Here is a 20,727-nt window from a genome sequence, read left to right as displayed (position 1 = left end):
ACGCTGAGCCGCCCTAGCACACGATAGATCGATCCTAAGGTGATTTCCGCCTGGCGGCGCTCCACGTTATTGCAAGACGTTCAAATTTGAGCTTTCGCGCTCATGCTTTGTCGAGAGTATCTCCCATAGTCTTTTATACCTTCTGCGCCCATGAGTTTTGGCCGTTTTGAAGCGCCCCTGGCGACGATTGACGACGAAATAGGAGAACGCAATGACCCGCACTCACGTTGAACGTCTTGCAGAGTTCAGGGAAATCCTGGTCGCGACTCGACGCGAAGGCGTCCGTAACGTGCACCATACCCGCGACGCGATGCGGGCAAGTGGCTTTCAGATCGGGGACAGCGATGGCTCCAGCTACGGTGCCCAGCTGAAGGCGCTCCAAGAACAAATCGAGGCGGTCGATCGCGCCATCGAAGACGAGAAACGGTTGGCCTTGGCTATCGAAGGGGAGGCTCAATCCCGCCGACCGACCAAGCCGAGAATCGTGAAGAGAGCATAGCGCCAACTGCGGCCGTTGGTGGCGCTGGGCTTCAAACTTATCGAGAGCTTCATCGATGCGCCCGAAGGCCGGCGCTGCGAGCGCATTGCGCGGGCCCATTTCGGTCATCGGCGGCCACCCACCTGATCAAGTGTTGGGCGCAATCCGACTCGACGAAAGGTTCACTCCTTCGCCGCTCCGGCCGCCTTCATATCCAGCAGGCCATAGCCGAAATCATTGTCCCGTCCTTTCGGCCCGAGATCCTTCGCGGTGGCGGCCAGCGCCTTCTCGATGTCGTCGGCCGAGCGGTCGGGCGCGGCGTGGATCAGGTTGGCGATGGCGCCGCTGACAATGGCTGCGGCGAAAGAGGTGCCGGTCACCACATCCGAGCCAGTGCCGCTCGGCGCCACCATCTCCACCCCTGGCGCCGAGATGAACACATAGGCGCCGCGATTGGCCTGCGCCATAAGCCCGTCCTTGGCGTCGGTGGCGGTCACCGCGATGACGCCGTCGAAGGCCGCCGGGTAGCCATAGGGCGCCTTCGGGCCGTTGTTGCCGGCCGCCGCGACCAGCACCATGCCGAGCGCGCGCGCATTGCGGCAGGCGGTGCCGAGCAGGTCGTTCTTCGGGCCGACGAAGCTCATGTTGATGATGCGCACGTCCTGTTCGGCGGCCCAGTCAAGCGCCGACAGGATGACATCCATGGTCGACTTGCCGCCTTCGAAGGCGCGCGCGTGATAAATCCTGGCGCCCGGCGCCATGCCTTCCAGCGCGCCGACGCCGGCGATCAGCCCGTCGACCGAAGTGCCGTGGTCGCGCTTCTCGATCGGCACTTTCGGCATGGCGTCGAACTGGTCGGCGATCACGCCTTTCAGTGCCGGGTTGGTGTCGTCGATGCCGGTGTCGATGACGGCGACGCGCACATTCTCGCCGCTGGCACTTTTGGCATCCAGCGCGATGCGGTCGAAGGCATAGTTGACGATGCCGGCGGCCTGCTGCAGCGAGTAGATGTGGTTCGGCTCGCGCCGCTGCGTGCGGCCGTCGGCGGCAAGCTGCGCCAGCACCACGCCGACCGGCCGTCCGTCGGGAATGCCGAAGCGCACCAGCGTGCCGCCGAGCAGCCGTGACTGGCGCTCTGAGCGCACCTGCAGGCCGAAGGCGGTGGCGATCTGCTGCACCGCGCCGGCATCGCCTTGCACCGTCACCAGCACCTCGTCGGGAACGAACTCGCCGCTGACCGCGCGCGGCGGCGCGGCCAAATTGAGACCCGTGGGCGGGGGACCGGGCGCTGGAGCTGGCGTGTTCGTTGGGCTGCTTGGTCGCGACCCTCCATTCGACGGATTTGAGGGCGCCGGACTTGCCGGGGAATTCGGAAACAGGTCGACGATCAGCGCAGGCATAAACACGGCAGCCGTGCCTGCGCCTGACTTGCTGCCATCGCTCTTGCCGCCGGCATTCTTGTCGCAATCGGCGCCGGCTGCCGTCGTGCGGTTCAGGCAGTCGACTTGCTTCTGCGAAAGGCTCGGATCGTTGGTCTGCGCAAAGGCGGGCGCGGCGACAAATGCCGCCGTCAGGATTGCCGCATGAAGAATGACCGCCTTAGCCGCCATCGACCGGTTTCCTTCCCTGCATCACAGCCTCCGCGAAAGGCTGGGCGGCAATAAGGCCGACGAGCTTGTCGTAGTCGGCCGCGTTGCTCGCCGGGATGGTCAGATGGAAGACGCCGTCGGCGGTCGGCCCGCTGGCTATCTTCAGCCCGTTCTGGCCGAGGAAGGCGGCGATGTCCGACATCCTGGCATCCGCCTTGAACTTCACCAGGGCGAAGGGCAGCTTCGCCAGGTCGTCCTCGGCGCCGGCGATCTCGAAGTCGTTGCCCTTGCCGCCGGGCTGCTCGAAGGACTGCACCACGACCAGCGCAAGCAGCGCCGCGGCCGCCGCCCAGGCCACGCCGGCGGGCATTGCCGTAAGCCGGCCGAAGATGCTCGCCAGCCATGACTGGCCGGCGGGCGCGCGCACCGGACCGGCCTCGGCGTCGAGCGCCCTGGCGAAGCGCGAGAGCGCATCCGCCGGCGGGCGAATCGCCTCGTTGGCGGCGGCGGTGCCGGAGAACTCGGCCTCCGCCTCGCCAAGGGCGGCCATCGCCGCCGGATCGGAGGCCAGCCATTCCTCGACGGCTTCCAGCTCGGCGCCTTCCAGCGAGCCGTTCAGGTAGAACGGCAGCAGCGTCTCCATCTCGTCGCGGCGCGACATTTTCTCAGCGGCGCTCATGGCCACCCCCTGTCGTAGCCGGCGGCCTTCAGCGCCTCGCCGAGTTTCTTGCGGGCGTAGAACATCCTCGTTTTGACCGTCGCGACCGGGATATTGAGCACCTCGCCGATCTCGGTCACCGACTGGCCGTGATAGTAGGCGAGGTCGATCACCGTGCGGTGTTCCTCCGGCAAGGCATCGACGAAGCGGCGCAAGGCGGCGGCCTTGTCTTCCTTCATGGTAACGATTTCCGGCGTGTCGGCGCTGTCGGGAACCTGCGCCGCGTCGTCGTCGTCGATCCAGTCTTCCTTCTTCTTGCGCAGCAGGGACAGCGCCTTGAAGCGCGCGATGCCGAGCAGCCAGGTCGAGACCTCGGAGCGGCCTTCGAAGCCCGGTGCCTGCCGCCACAGCTCGAGAAAGACCTCATTGGTGATATCGTCGGCCATCATTTCCGATCCCGTCTGGCGCGCCACGAAGCGGTAGATCCGCGCGTGGTGACGCATGAACAGGAGCCGCACGGCGGCCCGGTCGCCCTTCGCGACCCGGTCTACAAGCGCGCGATCGGTTTCCGTCGCCGCGTTCATGGCCGGTCGAGCCGCCTGGCTCCTCGTGGCTCTGTCGCTGATCGGTCCAAAAAGGTTCATCCTCCGCCAAGGAATTTTCGGAAGCTAACCGAAGAAAGGGGAGGTTGCCAGTAGGCAGCGCCTCTCCTTCTCCCCTTGTGGGAGAAGGTGGATCGGCGCGCAGCGCCGAGACGGATGAGGGGTGTTCCAGCGGAGTGGGGCGTCGGCGTTCCCTGGAGCACCCCTCATCCGTCGCCTTCGGCGACACCTTCTCCCCTTGTGGGCCTGTTGCGCAGTTAGCGCGGACAGACCCGCGAGGCGGTTTGGCCGTGAGGTCTCGCTCATTTTTGGCTTTTGGGGTGGAGTTTGATGGTGGCGGGCGGCCTTAGGCTGGAGGCTAGGCGCACCTATCCTGTGATTGCCGCCCATCGGCGCATGTTGAAAGCGATCGCGGCAAGTGTCACCTGGGCTGCGGCCTTGGCCAGTCCGACATAGCGGATTGTGGTCAGTTTCATGCGGTTCTTAAGCGTGGCGAAGGTCGTCTCCACCGCCGCCCGCCGTCGTGCGATCAGGCGATTGTAGCGCTTGAGCCGCTCGGGCAGCGAATGGTGCTTATTGGGGCGGCGGGCAATGCGCGGCTTCCTGCCCTCGGCCTTGAGCCGAGCACGCCGGGCATGCGTGTCATAGGCGGCATCCGCCCACACCGTCTTCTCGTCGCCTCGGATCAAGTGATCGGCCATTACCGTGTCGTTGACGTTGGCCGGCGTGGTGATCACCGTGCGGATCAGACCAGAGCCCTCGTCGACCCCAACATGGGCCTTGTAGCCGAAGGTAAAGCCGCCCTTGCCCCGCCGCACGGGACGGGCATCGGCATCCTTCGAGGGCCGCTCGGCTGTCGGCGGCGCCGAGACCGCATCGATCAGCGTCGCATCCAGCATCGTGCCGCGCTTCAGGATTACGCCGACCTTCTCCAACTGCCGGTCCAGTTCGCCAAACAGCCTTTCCATCAGCCCTTCGCCGACAAGCAGGTTGCGGAAGCGCGACAGCACTGAGTGATCGGGAATGCTCTCCTCAAGGCCAAGCCCGACAAAGCGCCGGAACGACAGCCGGTCGCCCAGCGCTTCCTCGAGTTCGCGATCCGATAGCCCATAGAGCGATTGCAGCAGCAGTGCTTTGAACAGAACCAGCGGAGGCCAAGCCGCACGTCCCGGGCCGCCATCGCGTAGCGGGTTGAGCAGCTTCTCGAAGCGATACCACTTCACCAGACCGGACAGCCGATCGAGCGGCGAGGATCCACCAGCAAGCTTCTGGCCCAGAAATGCTTCCGCCAGGCTCAACTGACCCGTCCGCTTCACCGCCATCGCGATTCCCTCCGAGTTCCAACTCAGAGAATCACAACCAGCCAATTACGCAACAGGCCCACAAGGGGAGAAGGGGACGGCACTTCACTCCAAAAACACCGTCGCCTTCATCGTCTCGGGTATCGCCACACCGAGCCGGCTCAGCACCGTCGGCGCGAGCTGCAGCTGGTCGAGCAGCGTGTCGGCTTCGGGGCCTTTGGCCGGGCCGAAATAATAGAGCGCGAAATCCTGCATCTCGTCGTCGTGTCCGCCGTGATGGCCGCGGTCGGTCTGGCCGTGGTCGGCGGTGACGATCACTTCATAGCCGGCTTCGCGCCAGCCGGGCAGGAAGGCGGCGAGCATGCCGTCCATCACGTAGCAGGCATGATCCATCTCGTGACAGTCGTGGCCGAAGCGATGGCCCATCGAGTCCAGCGTGCAGGTGTGCAGGATGCCGTAGTCGATGCCGTGGCGCCGCGTCAGCATCGTCAGCGTCGCGAACAGGTCGACGTCGCTCGGCGTCATCTGGTTCTTGAGATTGTAACCGGTCATGGTGTGGAAGCGGCCATGCGTGATCGGTCCGCCGGGCTCGTCGAATTCCATGTCCTCGACCAGGTCGAACGGATGGGAGCGGAAGAACTCCGACCAGTAGGAGTGGGTCACAGCGCCGGTCTTGCCGCCGGCCTTGCTGACCTCGGAGAAGATATCGGGCTGCTCGACCCGGAACCGGTTCTCGTTCGACAGGATGCCGTGCACCTGCGGCGTGACCCCGGTGTGGATCGAGGCGTAGCAGCAGGCCGAGGTCGACGGCAGCACGGAACGCATCTTCCACACCTGCGCTTCGCCGGACTGCGCCCAGCCTTCGAGATTGCCCATCAGCCGGCGCCAGTTGCGGTAGGGCACGCCGTCAAGGATGATGAGCAGCAGTTTGGATCTGAGCGCCACGGCGGCTCCATGCGGTCCTTGGGGAGAGGTCAGCATCGAAGGCTTGGCCAATCGGCCAGCCTCATGGACGCTGCAGGAAGAGGAAGCCAGCCTCAGTTCCCGGCGCTCTCCATGCGCCGGCCTGCGATCGCCTTCTCCAACCAGCCGATCTCCATTTCGGGCACGGATGACAACAGAAGGTCGGTGTAGGCGTCGAAGGGTGGCGTCAGCACCTTGCTCTTGGCGCCGTAGCGGACAACCTCGCCGCGATACATCACCGCGATCGAATCGGCGATCGACTTCACGGTCGCGAGGTCGTGGGTGATGAACAGATACGCGACCTTCTCGACCTGCTGCAGGTTGAGCAGCAGCTTGAGGATGCCGTTGGCGACCAGCGGGTCGAGCGCCGACGTCACCTCGTCGCAGATGATCAGCTTCGGCTTGGCGGCGAGCGAGCGGGCGATGCACACGCGCTGCTTCTGGCCGCCGGAAAGCTCGGCCGGATAGCGGTCGATGAAGCCCTTGCCCATCTCGATCTCGTCGAGCAGCTCTGCAACGCGCTTGTCGCGCTCGCGGCCCCTCATGCCGAAATAGAACTCCAGCGGCCTGCCAATGATGGTGCCCACCGTCTGGCGCGGGTTCATCGCCACATCCGCCATCTGGTAGATCATCTGCAGCTGGCGCAGGTCCTCCTTCGGCCGGTCGGAAAGCCTGTTGCCGAGCGTGCGGCCGTCGAAGACGACGCTTCCCTGCTCCGGCGGCAACAGTCCGGTGATGGCGCGCGCCAGCGTCGACTTGCCGGAGCCGCTCTCGCCGACGACGGCAAGCGTCTGGCCAGGATGGATGTCGACCGAGACGTTCTTCAGCACCTTGACGTGGCCGCCGCCATAGGCGGCCGTCACGTTCTTCACCGACAGCATCGGCGTCGTGCCGGGCTGCTGCTCCTTGTGCTCGATCTCATGCACCGAGACCAGCGCGTTGGTGTATTCCTGGCGTGGCTCCTTGATGATCTGGCGGGTGCCGCCCCATTCGACCAAGCGGCCGTGGCGCAGCACCATGATCTCGTCCGACACCTGCGCCACGACGGCGAGGTCGTGGGTGATGTATAGAGCCGCCACATGCGTGTCGCGGATGGCGTCCTTGATCGCCGCCAGCACGTCGATCTGCGTCGTCACGTCGAGAGCGGTGGTCGGCTCGTCGAAGACGATCAGATCCGGCTCCGAGCACAGCGCCATCGCCGTCATCACGCGCTGCAGCTGGCCGCCGGAGACCTGGTGCGGGAAACGCTCGCCGATGGTTTCGGGGTTGGGCAGGCTGAGCTTCTTGAACAACGCTACGGCGCGTTTCTCGGCCTCGGCCCGGGTGGCGGTGCCATGCAGGAGCGAAGCTTCCACCACCTGGTCCATCAGCCGGTGCGCCGGATTGAAGGCCGCCGCCGCCGACTGCGCGACATAGCAGACCTCGCGGCCGCGCAATTTGCGAAAACCTTCCTTGCCGCCTTTCAGGATGTCGCGGCCGTTGAGGATGACCTCGCCGCCGGTGATGCGCACGCCGCCGCGGCCGTAGCCCATGGACGACAGCCCGATCGTCGACTTGCCGGCGCCCGATTCGCCGATCAGCCCGAGCACCCTGCCCTTTTCCAGGGTCAGCGACACGTCGTGCACAAGCGTGATCGTCTTCGGCGCTTCGCCGGGCGGATAGACCGTCGCTTCGATGCGCAGATTGCGGATGTCGAGAAGCAGTCCGGATTTCGCTTTGCTGTCAGCCATCAGCCGCGTCCTCCCTTCAGGCTCGTCGTGCGGTTGAGCACCCAGTCGGCGACGAGGTTGACCGAGATCGCCAGTGCCGCGATCGCCGCCGCCGGGATGAGCGCGGCCCCGATGCCAAAGACGATGCCGTCCTTGTTCTCCTTCACCATGCCGCCCCAGTCGGCATCCGGCGGCTGCACGCCGAGACCGAGGAAGGACAGCGTCGACAGGAACAGCACGGCATAGATGAAGCGCAGGCCGAGTTCCGAGACCAGCGGCGACAGCGCATTGGGCAGGATCTCGCGGAAGATGATCCAGCCGCTGCCCTCGCCACGCAGTTTCGCCGCCTCGACATAGTCCATGACGTTGATGTCGACGGCGACCGCGCGCGACAGGCGATAGACGCGGGTCGAATCGAGGATGCCCATCACCAGGATCAGCGTCACCAGGTTGGAAGGCAGCACCGAGAGCACGACGAGGGCCATGATCAGCGTCGGTATCGACATCAGGAGGTCGACGAGGCGCGACAGGATTGTGTCGTACCAGCCGCCGAACACCGCGGCCGAGAAGCCCAGGATGGCGCCGAGCGAGAAGGACAGCGCCGTGGCCAGCACGGCGATGAACAGCGTGATGCGGGCGCCGTAGATCATGCGCGAGAGCAGGTCGCGCCCGAGATTGTCGGTGCCCAGCCAATGCGCAGCCGACATCGGTTCCCAAGGGGTATCGCTGACGATCTCGGCATTGCCGTGCGGCGCGATCCATGGTGCGAAGAGCGCCGCCACCACGAACAGGGTGGTCAGCACCAGGCCGATCAGTGCGGGGATGGGAATGCGTCTGATATCCAGCATTTCCGCTCCGCTCACTTAGGATGCCTGAGCCGCGGATTGGCGACGATCGCCGCAATGTCCGCGATGATGTTGAGGCTGATATAGACGGCGGCGAAGATCAGGCCGACCGCCTGCACGACGGGAACGTCGCGCTTGGTGACGTGGTCGACGAGATACTGGCCCATGCCGGGATAGACGAAGATCACCTCGACCACGACGACGCCCACCACCAGATAGGCAAGGTTGAGCATGACGACGTTGATGATAGGCGCGATCGCATTCGGGAAAGCATGCTTGCGGATGACGGCAAAGGCGGAAAGGCCCTTGAGCTCGGCCGTCTCGACATAGGCCGACTGCATGACGTTGAGGATCGCCGCGCGCGTCATGCGCATCATGTGGGCGAGCACCACCAGGGTCAGGGCCGCCGCCGGCAGGGCGATCGCCTGTATGCGTTCCCCGGGGGGCATCCCTTCATAGACGGTGGAGATGGCGGGAAACCATTGATGCTGAACCGCGAAGTAGAAGACCAGCAGGTAGCCGATGAAGAACTCCGGGAACGAGGTCGAGGCCAGCGCCAGGCCGGAGATCAGCTTGTCGATCCAGCCATTGCGGTAGCGCACGGCGATGAGGCCGAGCGTGATCGCCAGCGGAATGGCGACGATTGCCGCCCAGAAGGCCAGAAACAGCGTGTTCCAAAGCCGATCCTTGATCGATGTCGCGATGTCCTGCCCGCTCGACATGGCGGTGCCGAGGTCGCCGGTGAGCACGCCGCCCAGCCAGTGGAAGTAGCGGATATAGGCAGGCTGGTTGAGCCCGAGCTGCTCGCGCAGATTGGCGAGCGACTCCGGCGTCGCCGATTGTCCGAGTATGGCTTGCGCGACGTCGCCGGGCAGGATCTGGGTGCCGGCGAAGATCAGGACCGAAACGGCCAGTAGAAGGAGGATGCCCAGCGCAATGCGCTGGGCCATCAGTTTCACGATGGGTGAGGACATCTCCGCAAGGCCGTGCTCAGGCTTCGAGCCAGCACTTCGCCAGCGCGTAGCCGTTGCAAAGCTCCTGATGCGGATCGTCCACCCAGCCTGCGACCTTGGCGCCGGTGGCGTCGATGAACTGATTGAACATCGGCAGGATCAGGCCGCCCTCGTCGCGCACCATGACGGCCATGTCGTGGTACATCTGCTTACGCTTGGCCTCGTCGAGCTCGGCGCGCGCGGCAAGCACCATCTTGTCGAAGTCCGGGCGCTTGAAACGCGTGTCGTTCCAGTCGGCCGACGACAGGTAGGCGGTCGAGTACATCTGGTCCTGGGTCGAGCGGCCGCCCCAGTAGGAGGCGCAGAAGGGCTGCTTGTTCCAGACCTCGTTCCAGTAGCCGTCGCCCGGCTCGCGCTTGATCTCCAGCTTGATGCCGGCCTTGGCCGCGCTCTGCTGATAGAGCTGCGCGGCATCGACGGCGCCGGGGAAGGCGACATCGGAGGTTCTGAGCAGGATCGAGCCGTCATGGCCCGACTTCTTGTAGTGGAACTTGGCCTTGTCGGGATCGTATTTGCGCTGCTCGATCTCGGTGAACAGCGGGTAGGACGCATTGATCGGGAAGTCGTTGCCGAGCGAGCCGTAGCCGCGCAGCACCTTGTTCAGCATCTCCTCGCGGTTGATCGCCAGCTTGAGCGCCATCCTGAGGTCGTTGTTGTCGAACGGCGCCGTGTTGCAATGCATGATGAACACGTAGTGGCCGGGACCGGAGTGGTTGCGGATGGTGACGCCCGGCACGCGCTTGATCAGGTCGACGATCTTCGGCTCGACGCGGTTGATCATGTTGACCTGGCCGCCCTGCAGGGCCGCCGTGCGCGCCGTCGCGTCGTTGATGACGACGACTTCGACCTGGTCGGCATGGCCCATCTTGTCGCCTTGCCAGTAATTGGCGAAGCGCTCGCCGACATGGCGCACGCCGGGCTCGTTGACCTTGACCTTGTACGGACCGGCGCTGATGCCGGCGTCGGGCTTGTCCTTGCCGCCGTTCGGCTGGACGATCAGGTGATAGTCGCTGAGCAGGTAGGGAAGGTCGGCATTCGGCTCCTTCAGCGTCAGCACGACTTCCTTGCCGCTGGCCTTGATGGTGTCGATGCCCTTCATGTAGCCCAGCGCGCCGGACTTCGACTTTTCGTCCGAATGGCGCTCCAGCGTGGCGGCGACGTCCTCGGCGGTCACCGTCTTGCCGTTGTGGAATTCGATGCCGTCGCGGATCTTCAGCGTCCAGGTCTTCGCATCATCCGAAGCGCCGATCTCCTCGGCGATGCGGTTCTCGAGCTTGCCGTCGGGGGAGAGCTCGACGATCATTTCGCCCCAGCATTTGCCGAAGGCGAACGGCACCTGCGTCATCATCAGCGCCGGATCGAGGCTGTTGGTGGATTCACCGCCGACCAGGCCGGCCTTCAGCGTGCCGCCCTTGACCGGGCCGGCGGCGCGGGCTGCGCTGGAAAGCAGCGAATTGGCGAAGGGAGCGGAGATGCCGAGCGCGGCGGCGCGGCCGAGAAAATCGCGGCGGCTGAGCTTGCCGGCGGCGACACGGCGGCTGAGATAGTCCAGTTCGTTAGACATTGTAGGGTTCCTCACTCTGATGGTTCGACCTTACGGTCGTTTCTCGTTTCTTGAGGAGGATAATGACCGTAAGGGAAAGCGACAAGCAAGACCGAATGCGACATGCCGTGGCGTAAATGACGCGTCGCAATTGGACCAATCCTGCCAGCGCTCACACGAGGGCGCGCGGAATCGCCTGCTTGAAATCGCGCTCAAACACCAGTTTCTCCCCCTCATAGGCCTCGATTCTGGCGCTGAGGACGAAGTTTTGTGCGTCTGAGCGCATGTTGGCGAAGGTTTCGGTCCGCACCGACCATCCATTCCGCGACAATGTCTGCGTCCAGTGCGTGCTGCCCGTCGCCGATTGCGGGTCGTCCGGATGGATCGCCCAGATCTCGCGGACGATGCTGCCATGGACGAGGTCATGCTCGAGGTCGCGCGCCTCGCCGAAATCGTCCGTTACGGAAAGCGTGACCAAGCCGGTCTTTTCGTTGCGGTCGACATGGCGTTCGGAATTGGCGGCACGGACAACCTTCGTCGCCCAGGGCGAGGCGGCCTCCGGCAAAGGGAAGGTGGCCTCGTCGCCTGTTGCCGCCGGGCGCAGCGGCAGCATCAGCGTCGCGGCCGACAGGTCCAACTGGACCGGCTCCGGCGACGGCCAGATCATCGGCCAGTAAGCGCTGGACACGGCAATCCGCAGCCGGTGTCCTGATGGCACCCGGTAGGCGCATTGGTCGAGCACGACCCGCGCCGAAACGCTCTCTCCCGGCACCAGCGCCTCAGGGAACTCATGCGAATTGCGATGCGTCAGGTTGAGCACGCCGTAGGAGATCAGTTCCGAGGCGCCGTCCGGGTGGACGTCGCACAGCCGCACCACGATGTTCGCTTGCCGGAGATCGGAGGCGACCCGGACCAGAACCTCCGGCGCGCCGACGATGTCGATCGCCTCGCCGAGCGGCGGCTGGTCGAAGCACACCGACAGGGCGTCGTCGGGGCGCTGGTCACCTGGCAGTTCCGGACCGAAGGTGAAGGGAAAATACTCGCCGCCGGCGAGGCCGCAGCTTTGCGGCGAGGCTACGATGGCGGGTTCCTTGCCTTCGGGGATCAGTTCGATCGTTTGTATCTTGATGTTAGGCGACGGCCAGTCCTGTTCCGCGATCCAGCGACCCGGCCGCTCGGGATGCCAGCGCGCAGGGCGCACGCTGTCCATCACATAGGCGCGATAGGCTGGGTCGGCCTCGACGCCGGTCTCAGCGCCTTTCAGCCAGCGGTCCCACCAGCGCAGCGCCTCCTGCAGGAAGCCGATGGCTGGATTGGGTGCCGCGTAGTGGGGGTATTTGTGGATCCATGGGCCGACGATACCCTTGACCGGCGACTGGATGTTGGTGACAAGGTTGGAGATCGTATTGCGGTAGCCGTCATGCCAGCCGCCGATCGATAGCACCGCCGCCTGAACAGCGGAAAAATCCTCGCAGATCGAGCCGCGCTTCCAATAGGCGTCGCGGTGCTGATGGCCGAGCCACAGCGGCGCGAGAAAAGGCTGGTTCTCCAGCCGGGTCAGCCAAAGGTCGCGCCACCTGTCGTTGCCTACGAAGAGCGGATCCGGCGGCCGCGACGAATAGGAGAGCATCGTCGAGGCCCAGCCGAAATTTTCCAGGAGCAGGCAGCCGCCCTTGTAGTGGATGTCGTCGGCATAGCGGTCGACGGTCGAACACAGGCTGATCACCGCCTTCAGCGCCGGCGGCTGCTTGGCCGCCACCTGCAGGCAGTTGAAGCCGCCCCAGGAAATGCCCATCATACCGACATTGCCGTTGCACCAGGGCTGGCTGGCCGCCCAGGCGATGACGTCGCAGGCATCCTGCAGTTCCTGCTCCGAATATTCGTCGTCCATCAGCCCTTCGGAATCGCCGTTGCCGCGCATGTCGACGCGGATCGAGGCATAGCCGTGGCCGGCGAAATAGGGATGCGTCAGCTGATCGCGGAAGATGGTGCCGTCGCGCTTGCGGTAGGGCAGGTGCTCGAGGATCGCCGGCACCGGATCGTCAGTCGCGTCTTCCGGCATCCAGATGCGCGCCGACAGCCGGCAGCCGTCAGGCATGACGATGCCGATTACCGGAAATTCGACTACTTTGCGGGGGAATTCGGTGACGATTTTCATGGCAGGGCACATGATGGAACCGCCGGCAGGGCGTCGTGGGCCAGCCGGCGAAATCGGCTGGTCAATAAGCGTCAGCTCAGGGGAATGTCGTTGTCGCCCTTGCTCGCCTGGTATGTGCCTGACAGCTCGTCATAGCGCGCGGAGATCTTGCCGATGCGCGCCTCCAGCCGCGTGCGCTCCGTCTCGGGCAGGGAGCGCACCAGCCGGCGTATGGAAAAGCTCTTCCAGTAGGCGTTCTCGGCGTTGTAGCCGCCGGGGTCGAGGGTGAAGACCTCCTTCAGGATCTTCAGGTCATGCGGGATGGCAAAACTGTCGCGCGAATCCTCGTGGCTGAAGAGGTAGTAGAAATTGTCGAAGCCGGTCCAGGTGATCGCCGACAGGCAGAGCGAGCAGGGCTCGTGCGTCGCCAGGAACAGCGCATCCTCGGTGTCGACGCGCTCGGCCTTCGGCATCTCGTAGAAACGCTTCAGGCAATGCACCTCGCCATGCCAGAGCGGATTTTCGATCTCGTTGTTGGTCTCGGCGAGCACCAGCGAGCGGTCGTCTTTCCTGAGTATGGCGGCGCCGAACAGCTTGTTGCCGTGAGCAACGCCTTCGGCGGTCTTCGGCACGATGTCATGCTCGATCACGTCGAGCAGGCGGTCGATCAGCGAAATGTCGGTCATGGGAAATCGAAAACCCTTAGGGAAGGTGGATTTCGTAGGGGTGCGAGAAATGACACTCCTCGAGGTTGGAGCCGTCGCCGCCGCGGTCGACGATGAGAAAATCCTGTTCCTCGCCGATCGGCGTCAAAACGCCGTGCCAGAGGTTGCGGCGATAGTTGATGCCCTGCCCGGGCGCGGTGATGAAGGCATGCGGCTCGCCCGGCCCGTCCTTGGTGTCATGGCAGACGACGACCAGGAACGGGCGCGGCGACAGCGGTATGAAGGCCTGGCTGCCGAGCGGATGGCGCTCGACCATGGTGAGCTTCAGCGGCATCTCGTAGGGCGTGCCGCGTACCATCGAGATCAGCACCTTTGCGTTCGGCCCGGTCGCCTCGGCTGTGGCGAGGTCGTGGTAGCGCATCGCCTTGCCGCCGTTGATCGGGTAGCGGTTGTCGCCGCCCATGTCGATGACGTCGCCGAACGGCGCGAAGTTTTCGCGCGTCAGCGGCTGGGCGACGATGCGGGTCACCGCGCGCGACCGCCGAGGGCGCCGCCAAGCTTGGCGTGCCGGTTGACGTCCTTGTAGAGCAGGTAGCGGAAGTTGCCCGGGCCGCCGGCATAGCAGGCCTGCGGGCAGAAGGCGCGCAGCCACATGAAGTCGCCTGCCTCGACCTCGACCCAGTCCTGGTTGAGGCGATAGACGGCCTTGCCCTCGAGCACATAAAGCCCGTGTTCCATGACATGCGTCTCGGCGAAGGGAATGACGGCGCCGGGCTTGAGCGTGACGATGGTGACATGCATGTCGTGGCTGAGGTCGGCCGGGTCGACGAAGCGCGTCGTCGCCCAGCGTCCCTCGGTGCCGGGCATCGGACTCGGCTCGATCTGCTGCTCATTGGTGAAGAAGGCTTCCGGTACGTCGAGGCCGTCCACCGCCTCATAGACCTTGCGGATCCAGTGGAAGCGGACGGCGTCGCCGCTCTCGTTGCGCGCCGTCCAGCCGCTGGATGGCGGCAGGAAGGCGAAGCCGCCGGGGGCAAGCACATGCTTCTTGCCGGCGAGCGAGACGGTGATCTCGCCCTCGACCACGAACAAAACGCCCTCGGCTTCGGCGTCGAGCTCGGGCCGGTCGCTGCCGCCGCCGGGCAGGACCTCGACGATGTATTGCGAAAACGTCTCGGCGAAGCCGGAGAGCGGCCTGGCGATGATCCATGCCCTCGTCTTGTCCCAGAACGGCAGCGGGCTGGTGACGATGTCCTGCATCACCCCCTTGGGGATGACGGCATAGGCTTCGGTGAAGACGGCGCGGCCGGTCAAAAGCTCGGTCTGGCCGGGATGGCCGCCATGCGGCGCATAGTAGGTTCGCTCGGCCATTTTCATCATATCCATGTGCGTTGAAGCCTATTGTGGAAGCATGTCTTTCAGCCGAAGCAGCGCGATGCGCTCGACCTGTCTGCAGGCGGTCTCGAACTCGACGCCGCGGCTATTGCCGATGCGCGCCTCGAACTCCGCCAGGATCTGATCCTTGGTCTTGCCCTTGACCGCGATGATGAAGGGGAAGCCGAAGGTGGTGACGTAGGCGGCGTTGAGCTTCGAGAACAGCTCGCGCTCCTTGTCGGTCAGCGCGTCGAGCCCGGCCGAAGCCTGTTCCTTGGCCGATTCCGGCGTCAGCCGCCTGGCCGCCGCCAGCTTGCCGGCAAGATCGGGATGGGCGTTGAGCACGGAAAGCCGCTCGGCCTCGGTCGCTGCGCGGAAGACGCGGCAGAGCGCATTGTGCAGGCCGCCGGCGCTGTCATGCGCCGGACCGAGCTCCAGTTCGTAGGCGCGCTCGGCGATCCACGGCGAGTGCTCGAAGACGCCGCCGAAGGCATGCACGAAGGCTTCGAACTCCATCCGTGACGGGCGCAGCGCCGGCGCCTGGTAAGGATGCGTCTCCCGCCAATGCCTGGCGATGTCGATGCGCCGGGTCAGCCACACCTTGTCGTGCGACTTCACATAGTCGACAAAGCGCTTCAGCGCCGCGACGCGGCCCGGACGGCCGACCAGCCGGCAATGCAGGCCGATATTCATCATGCGCGGCCGCCCAGCCTTGCCCTCGGCGTAGAGCGTGTCGAAACTGTCCTTCAGATAGGCGAAGAACTGGTCGCCCGAATTGAAGCCCTGTGGCGTGGCGAAGCGCATGTCGTTGGCGTCGAGCGTGTAAGGGATGATGAGCTGCGGCTTCTCCAGCCCGTCGCGGTCGAACCAGTAGGGCAGCTCGTCGTCATATGTATCGGAGACGTAGTCGAAGCCGCCTTCCTCGGCGACGAGCCGCACCGTGTTGACCGAAGTGCGGCCGGTGTACCAGCCGGTCGGCCGCGCGCCGGTCACTTCGTAGTGCAGCCGGATCGTCTCCTCGAGGTCGCGCTTCTCGTCCTCAGGCGTGTGGTCGCGATAGTCGATCCACTTCAGCCCGTGCGAGGCGATCTCCCAGCCGGCCTCCTGCATCGCCGCGACCTGGTCGGGCGAGCGCGCCAGCGCTGTGGCGACGCCGTAGCAGGTCACTGGCACCTGGGCTTCGGTGAACAGCCGGTACAGCCGCCAGAAGCCTGCCCGGGCGCCATATTCGTAAATCGATTCCATGTTCCAGTGGCGCTTGCCGACCCACGGTGCAGCGCCGACGATCTCGGACAGGAAGGCTTCGGAAGCCCTGTCGCCGTGCAGCACGCAGTTCTCGCCGCCTTCCTCGTAGTTGACGACGAACTGCACCGCGACATGTGCGCCGCCGGGCCATTTCGGGTCTGGTGGATTGGTCCCGTAACCGCGCATGTCCCGTTCGTAACGCATGGTCGCTCCTGCCCGACAATTGAAATGAAGATATCGAAAGGAGTGCTCCAGCATTCCCCCGAAAATTTTTGAAAGTGCTTTTTGCCGCACTCCGCTCGACCGGGACTTATGCATCGCCTTTAATTGGCGCACAATTGACCTGAAAACGTTGGACTGTACCGGCCGTTGGGTTCGTACAGCAAATGGGAGGCGGCCAGTGGCAGAAACGTTGAAAGCCGATGGCGGGCGTCTGACGACCCATGTGCTCGACACCGCGACCGGCAGGCCGGCAAAGGGCCTGTCGATCGAGCTTTTCCGCGTCGAGCGGCAAGGCCGCACCCACCTCAAGACCGTCACCACCAATGGTGACGGCCGCTGCAACGCGCCGCTGCTTGCCGGCGCCGATTTCCGCACCGGCGAATATGAGCTGGTCTTCGCCGCCGGCGACTATCTGCGCGGGCAGGGCATCAGCCTGCCGCAGCCTGCTTTCCTCGACATCGTGCCGATCCGCTTCGGCATGGCGGAGGAACGCCACTATCATGTGCCGCTCTTGATTTCGCCTTACGGCTACTCGACCTATCGCGGGAGCTGAGCCATGGTTGAGACCCGCAACGAGATCCGCTTCATCCTCAACGGCGCCGACGTCGCGCTGGCCGACATCGCGCCCGATGCGACCCTGCTCGACTGGCTCAGGCTCAATCGCTCGCTGCGCGGCACCAAGGAAGGCTGCGCCGAGGGCGATTGCGGCGCCTGCACGGTGCTGGTCGGCAAGCTCTCCGCCGAAGGCCTGGTCTATGAAGGCGTCAACGCCTGCATACGCTTCATGGGTTCGCTCGACGGCACCCATGTGGTCACCGTCGAGCATCTGCGCGGCGACGGAGAAAACCTGCACCCGGTGCAGCAGGCGATGGTCGATTTCCACGGCTCGCAATGCGGCTTCTGCACACCGGGCTTCGTCATGTCGCTCTACGCTCTCTGGATGAAGACGCCCAACCCCTCCGACGCGGCGATCGAAAAGGCGCTGCAGGGCAATCTCTGCCGCTGCACCGGCTACGAGGCGATCATGCGCGCGGCGCGGGCCATTTCGAGCTACGGCAAGGCGGCCAAGGATCCGCTGGCGGTGGAGCGCAAGGATATCATCGCCCGCCTGGAAGCGCTGCGCGATGGCGCGCGGGTGGAGGTCGGTTCGGGCAAGCAGCGGCTGATCGTGCCTGCTGATGTCGACGATTTCGCCGCCCTGCTCGAGAAGGAGCCGGGCGCCACGATCGTTGCCGGCTCGACCGATGTCGGCCTGTGGGTCACCAAGCATATGCGCGACATTGCGCCGGCGGTCTTCATCGGCGGGCTCGACGGCCTGCGCTCGATGTCGGAGGCCGATGGGGTCATCACGATCGGCGCCGGCGTCACCTACACCGAGGCCTTCGAGACTCTATCCAGGCGCATCCCCGCATTGGGTCCGCTGGTCGACCGCATCGGCGGCGAGCAGGTGCGCAACATGGGCACCATCGGCGGCAACGTCGCCAACGGCTCGCCCATCGGCGACACGCCGCCGCCGTTCATCGCGCTGGGAGCGCGGCTGACGCTGCGCAAGGGCGAGGCGCGCCGCACGGTCCCGCTCGAAACCTTCTTCATCGCCTATGGCAAGCAGGACCGGCAGCCCGGCGAGTTCGTCGAGGCGGTGCATGTGCCGGTGCCGGCAAAGGGCACGAAGTTTGCCGTCTACAAGGTCACCAAGCGCCGCGACGAGGACATCACCGCGACCCTCGGCGCCTTCTGTCTGACCCTGGCCAGGGACGGCACCGTGGCCGACATCCGCATCGCCTATGGCGGCATGGCGCCGACGCCGAAGCGAGCCGCGGCGGTCGAGAAGGCGCTGATCGGCAAGGCCTGGACGGAGGAAACCGTGGAGGCCGCGATGGCCGAATATGCCAGCGACTTCACGCCGATAACCGACATGCGGGCGACCGCCGAATACCGGGCGCTGGCGGCAAAGAACCTTTTGCTGCGCTTCCACGTCGAAACCACCGGCACCAGGGCGCCGTTCCAGGTGTCACGCAACGAGGCGGCCTGATGACCAAGCACGTCCCCAACCTCAAGGCGCAAAAGATCTCTGGCGGCGTCGCCAGCGACCAGCGGCACGATTCCGCGCACAAGCATGTCAGCGGCACCGCGGTCTATATCGACGACATGCCGGAACCGGCCGGCACGCTGCATGGCTGCCTCGGCCTTTCCACCGCAACGCATGCCACCATCACCGGGATGGACCTGTCGGCCGTGCGCGCTGCTCCGGGCGTCGTCGACGTGCTGACGGCGAAGGACGTGCCCGGCGAGAACGACATTTCGCCCACCGGCCGCCATGACGAGCCGGTGCTTGCCGACGGCAAGGTGGAGTTCTACGGCCAGCCGATCTTCTGCGTCATTGCCGAGACGCGCGAGGAGGCCCGCCGCGCCACCAGGCTGGCCAAGGTCCAATACAAGGAACTGCCCTTCGTCACCGACGTCGGTGCGCTCGACCCGAATAAGGATAAGCTTGTCACGCCGCCGCTAACCCTTAAGCGCGGCGATGCCGCTGCCGCGATCAAGGCAGCGCCCCGCAAGCTCAAGGGCAAGATGCGCGTCGGGGGCCAGGAGCATTTCTATCTCGAAGGCCACATCGCCATGGCCATTCCGGGCGAGGACCAGGACGTCACCATCTATTCCTCGACCCAGCATCCGAGCGAAGTCCAGCATATGGTGAGTCACGCGCTCGGCGTGCCGAGCAATGCCGTCATGGTGGAAATCCGCCGCATGGGCGGCGGCTTCGGCGGCAAGGAAACGCAGGGCAACCAGTTTGCCGCGCTCGCTGCCATCGCTGCCAAGCGTCATCATCGCGCGGTCAAGATCCGGCCCGACCGCGACGACGACATGACCGCCACCGGCAAGCGGCACGATTTTCTCATCGACTATGAGGTCGGCTTCGACGATGACGGCAACATCCTCGGCGTCGACTTCATGTTCGCGGCGCGCTGCGGCTTTTCCTCGGACCTCTCCGGCCCGGTGACAGACCGCGCGCTGTTCCATTGCGACAACACCTATTTCTGGCCGACGGTGCATGCGCAGTCGGCGCCGCTCTATACCAACACCGTGTCGAACACCGCCTTCCGCGGCTTCGGCGGCCCGCAAGGCATGGTCGGGGCCGAGCGCATCATCGACGAAGTGGCCTTTGCTGTCGGCAAGGACCCGCTCGAGATCCGCAAGAAGAATTTCTACGGCACGTCCGACAGGAACATCACGCCCTATCACCAGACGGTGGAGGACAACGTCATCCACCGCATCATCGCCGAACTGGAAGCGAGCTCGAACTATGCGCGGCGCCGGCGCGAGATCAGCGCCTTCAACAACAACAGCCGCTTCATCAAGCGCGGGCTGGCGCTGACGCCGGTCAAGTTCGGCATCTCATTCACCGCCACGCACTACAACCAGGCAGGCGCCCTGGTGCATGTCTATACCGATGGCTCGGTGCACCTGAACCATGGCGGCACCGAGATGGGACAAGGCCTCTACCTCAAGGTGGCGCAGGTGGTGGCTGAGGAATTCCAGATCGACCTCGACCAGGTGAAGATCACCGCGACCACCACCGGCAAGGTGCCAAACACCTCGGCCACCGCCGCATCCTCGGGTTCCGACCTCAACGGCATGGCGGCGCAGAACGCCGCCCGCCAGATCAAGGAACGACTGACCAATTTTGCCTCGGAAAAGTACCAGGTGCCGCGCGACCAGGTGCTGTTCCTGCCCAACCGGGTCCGCATCGGCAACCAGGAGATACCCTTCGGCGACCTCGTCAAGCAGGCCTACATGGCCCGCATCCAGCTTTCGGCGGCCGGCTTCTACAAGACGCCGAAGATCCACTGGAACCGCGACAAGGGCGAGGGCCGCCCCTTCTATTATTTTGCCTATGGCGCCTCCTGCTCTGAGGTGTCGGTCGACATGCTCACCGGCGAATATGTCGTCGAGCGCACCGACATCCTGCATGAGACCGGCCGCTCCCTGAACCGCGCCATCGACCTCGGCCAGATCGAGGGCGGCTTCATCCAGGGCATGGGCTGGCTGACCACCGAAGAACTCTGGTGGGACGACAAGGGCCGGCTGCGCACCCATGCGCCCTCGACCTACAAGATCCCGCTCGCCTCCGACCGGCCAAAGATCTTCAACGTCACCCTCGCCGACTGGTCCGAGGCAAACGAGCCGACCGTGCATCGCTCCAAGGCGGTCGGCGAGCCGCCCTTCCCGCTCGGCATGTCGGTGCTGCACGCGCTCTCCGATGCGGTGGCGAGCGTCGCCGACCACAAAGTCTGTCCGCGTCTCGACGCGCCGGCAACGCCAGAGCGCGTGCTGATGGCGATCGAGCGGCTGAAGGCCGCAAAACCGGCCTGAACGAGCCAA

General features: G+C 64.9%; 18 protein-coding genes. 4 read left to right on the top strand and 14 right to left on the bottom strand.

The annotated features are described in order from the left end of the window. The first annotated feature begins 211 nt into the window (after nt 1-211). Nucleotides 212-499, top strand: coding sequence for a hypothetical protein (locus EJ067_RS14570; protein WP_126086351.1), 288 nt, complete (start codon nt 212-214; stop codon nt 497-499). A 161-nt stretch (nt 500-660) separates the two neighbouring features. On the opposite strand, the gene EJ067_RS14565 is transcribed toward EJ067_RS14570, so the two are convergent. The 14 genes from EJ067_RS14565 to puuE form a co-directional block, all read right to left on the bottom strand. Continuing rightward, nucleotides 661-2,088, bottom strand: a complete 1,428-nt coding sequence (locus tag EJ067_RS14565) for a S8 family serine peptidase (RefSeq protein WP_126086350.1) — start codon at nt 2,086-2,088, stop codon at nt 661-663. Further along, nucleotides 2,078-2,746, bottom strand: coding sequence for an anti-sigma factor (locus EJ067_RS14560; protein ID WP_126086349.1), 669 nt, complete (start codon nt 2,744-2,746; stop codon nt 2,078-2,080). The genes EJ067_RS14565 and EJ067_RS14560 overlap by 11 nt, the downstream gene beginning before the upstream one ends. Then, complete coding sequence (locus EJ067_RS14555) at nt 2,743-3,309, bottom strand: sigma-70 family RNA polymerase sigma factor (RefSeq protein ID WP_126086348.1); 567 nt, start codon at nt 3,307-3,309, stop codon at nt 2,743-2,745. Before EJ067_RS14555 ends, EJ067_RS14560 begins: the two co-directional genes overlap by 4 nt. 386 nt (nt 3,310-3,695) lie before the next feature. Next, nucleotides 3,696-4,649 (bottom strand): IS5 family transposase, encoded by a 954-nt coding sequence (locus EJ067_RS14550; RefSeq protein WP_126084495.1) that lies wholly within the window; start codon nt 4,647-4,649, stop codon nt 3,696-3,698. 84 nt (nt 4,650-4,733) lie between these two features. After that, nucleotides 4,734-5,573 (bottom strand): alkaline phosphatase family protein, encoded by an 840-nt coding sequence (locus tag EJ067_RS14545; RefSeq protein WP_126086347.1) that lies wholly within the window; start codon nt 5,571-5,573, stop codon nt 4,734-4,736. 92 nt (nt 5,574-5,665) lie between these two features. Continuing rightward, nucleotides 5,666-7,321: an ABC transporter ATP-binding protein gene (locus EJ067_RS14540; RefSeq protein WP_126086346.1), complete on the bottom strand. Its 1,656-nt coding sequence runs from the start codon at nt 7,319-7,321 to the stop codon at nt 5,666-5,668. After that, entirely contained in the window at nt 7,321-8,148 is an 828-nt protein-coding gene (locus tag EJ067_RS14535; RefSeq protein WP_126086345.1) for an ABC transporter permease, read from the bottom strand. Before EJ067_RS14535 ends, EJ067_RS14540 begins: the two co-directional genes overlap by 1 nt. An 11-nt stretch (nt 8,149-8,159) precedes the next feature. Then, nucleotides 8,160-9,119, bottom strand: coding sequence for an ABC transporter permease (locus tag EJ067_RS14530; protein ID WP_126086344.1), 960 nt, complete (start codon nt 9,117-9,119; stop codon nt 8,160-8,162). 16 nt (nt 9,120-9,135) lie between these two features. Then, a complete protein-coding gene (locus EJ067_RS14525; RefSeq protein ID WP_126086343.1) occupies nt 9,136-10,722 on the bottom strand; it encodes an ABC transporter substrate-binding protein in 1,587 nt (528 codons plus the stop codon). 151 nt (nt 10,723-10,873) lie between these two features. Next, complete coding sequence (locus EJ067_RS14520) at nt 10,874-12,859, bottom strand: CocE/NonD family hydrolase (protein WP_126086342.1); 1,986 nt, start codon at nt 12,857-12,859, stop codon at nt 10,874-10,876. Between the two features lie 71 nt (nt 12,860-12,930). Next, nucleotides 12,931-13,524, bottom strand: coding sequence for a nucleoside deaminase (locus EJ067_RS14515; RefSeq protein ID WP_126086341.1), 594 nt, complete (start codon nt 13,522-13,524; stop codon nt 12,931-12,933). A 16-nt stretch (nt 13,525-13,540) separates the two neighbouring features. After that, nucleotides 13,541-14,032: an ureidoglycolate lyase gene (locus EJ067_RS14510; protein WP_126086340.1), complete on the bottom strand. Its 492-nt coding sequence runs from the start codon at nt 14,030-14,032 to the stop codon at nt 13,541-13,543. Then, entirely contained in the window at nt 14,029-14,889 is an 861-nt protein-coding gene (locus EJ067_RS14505) for a bifunctional allantoicase/(S)-ureidoglycine aminohydrolase (RefSeq protein ID WP_126086339.1), read from the bottom strand. Before EJ067_RS14505 ends, EJ067_RS14510 begins: the two co-directional genes overlap by 4 nt. Before the next feature lie 12 nt (nt 14,890-14,901). Further along, nucleotides 14,902-16,326 carry an allantoinase PuuE gene (puuE, locus tag EJ067_RS14500; protein ID WP_126086338.1) on the bottom strand — a complete coding sequence of 475 codons (1,425 nt, stop codon included), beginning with the start codon at nt 16,324-16,326 and terminating at the stop codon, nt 14,902-14,904. 196 nt (nt 16,327-16,522) lie between these two features. Here puuE and uraH point away from each other — a divergent pair, with 196 nt between their 5' ends. Genes uraH through xdhB form a run of 3 tightly spaced genes read left to right on the top strand, consistent with a single transcriptional unit; the run spans nt 16,523 to nt 20,718 of the window. Then, nucleotides 16,523-16,897 carry a hydroxyisourate hydrolase gene (gene uraH / locus EJ067_RS14495; protein ID WP_126086337.1) on the top strand — a complete coding sequence of 125 codons (375 nt, stop codon included), beginning with the start codon at nt 16,523-16,525 and terminating at the stop codon, nt 16,895-16,897. A gap of 3 nt (nt 16,898-16,900) precedes the next feature. After that, a complete protein-coding gene (gene xdhA / locus EJ067_RS14490; RefSeq protein ID WP_126086336.1) occupies nt 16,901-18,376 on the top strand; it encodes a xanthine dehydrogenase small subunit in 1,476 nt (491 codons plus the stop codon). Beyond that, on the top strand, nt 18,376-20,718 hold the full coding sequence (xdhB, locus tag EJ067_RS14485) for a xanthine dehydrogenase molybdopterin binding subunit (protein WP_126086335.1): 2,343 nt from the start codon (nt 18,376-18,378) through the stop codon (nt 20,716-20,718). Before xdhA ends, xdhB begins: the two co-directional genes overlap by 1 nt. Nucleotides 20,719-20,727: the final 9 nt, after the last annotated feature.

It is taken from the genome of Mesorhizobium sp. M1D.F.Ca.ET.043.01.1.1, from assembly GCF_003952385.1.
In the GTDB taxonomy this organism is placed as follows: Bacteria; Pseudomonadota; Alphaproteobacteria; order Rhizobiales; family Rhizobiaceae; genus Mesorhizobium.
The sequence above is the reverse complement of the archived record's forward strand: the minus strand, read 5'-3'. Positions and strand labels throughout refer to the sequence as shown.

Bases quoted from the DNA above. Each gene is read 5' to 3' on its own strand.
- EJ067_RS14570 (WP_126086351.1), top strand. From the start codon at position 212: ATGACCCGCACTCACGTTGAACGTCTTGCAGAGTTCAGGGAAATCCTG.
- EJ067_RS14565 (WP_126086350.1), bottom strand. From the start codon at position 2,088: ATGGCGGCTAAGGCGGTCATTCTTCATGCGGCAATCCTGACGGCGGCA.
- EJ067_RS14560 (WP_126086349.1), bottom strand. From the start codon at position 2,746: ATGAGCGCCGCTGAGAAAATGTCGCGCCGCGACGAGATGGAGACGCTG.
- EJ067_RS14555 (WP_126086348.1), bottom strand. From the start codon at position 3,309: ATGAACGCGGCGACGGAAACCGATCGCGCGCTTGTAGACCGGGTCGCG.
- EJ067_RS14550 (WP_126084495.1), bottom strand. From the start codon at position 4,649: ATGGCGGTGAAGCGGACGGGTCAGTTGAGCCTGGCGGAAGCATTTCTG.
- EJ067_RS14540 (WP_126086346.1), bottom strand. From the start codon at position 7,321: ATGGCTGACAGCAAAGCGAAATCCGGACTGCTTCTCGACATCCGCAAT.
- EJ067_RS14535 (WP_126086345.1), bottom strand. From the start codon at position 8,148: ATGCTGGATATCAGACGCATTCCCATCCCCGCACTGATCGGCCTGGTG.
- EJ067_RS14530 (WP_126086344.1), bottom strand. From the start codon at position 9,119: ATGTCCTCACCCATCGTGAAACTGATGGCCCAGCGCATTGCGCTGGGC.
- EJ067_RS14525 (WP_126086343.1), bottom strand. From the start codon at position 10,722: ATGTCTAACGAACTGGACTATCTCAGCCGCCGTGTCGCCGCCGGCAAG.
- EJ067_RS14520 (WP_126086342.1), bottom strand. From the start codon at position 12,859: ATGAAAATCGTCACCGAATTCCCCCGCAAAGTAGTCGAATTTCCGGTA.
- EJ067_RS14515 (WP_126086341.1), bottom strand. From the start codon at position 13,524: ATGACCGACATTTCGCTGATCGACCGCCTGCTCGACGTGATCGAGCAT.
- EJ067_RS14505 (WP_126086339.1), bottom strand. From the start codon at position 14,889: ATGGATATGATGAAAATGGCCGAGCGAACCTACTATGCGCCGCATGGC.
- puuE (WP_126086338.1), bottom strand. From the start codon at position 16,326: ATGCGTTACGAACGGGACATGCGCGGTTACGGGACCAATCCACCAGAC.
- xdhA (WP_126086336.1), top strand. From the start codon at position 16,901: ATGGTTGAGACCCGCAACGAGATCCGCTTCATCCTCAACGGCGCCGAC.
- xdhB (WP_126086335.1), top strand. From the start codon at position 18,376: ATGACCAAGCACGTCCCCAACCTCAAGGCGCAAAAGATCTCTGGCGGC.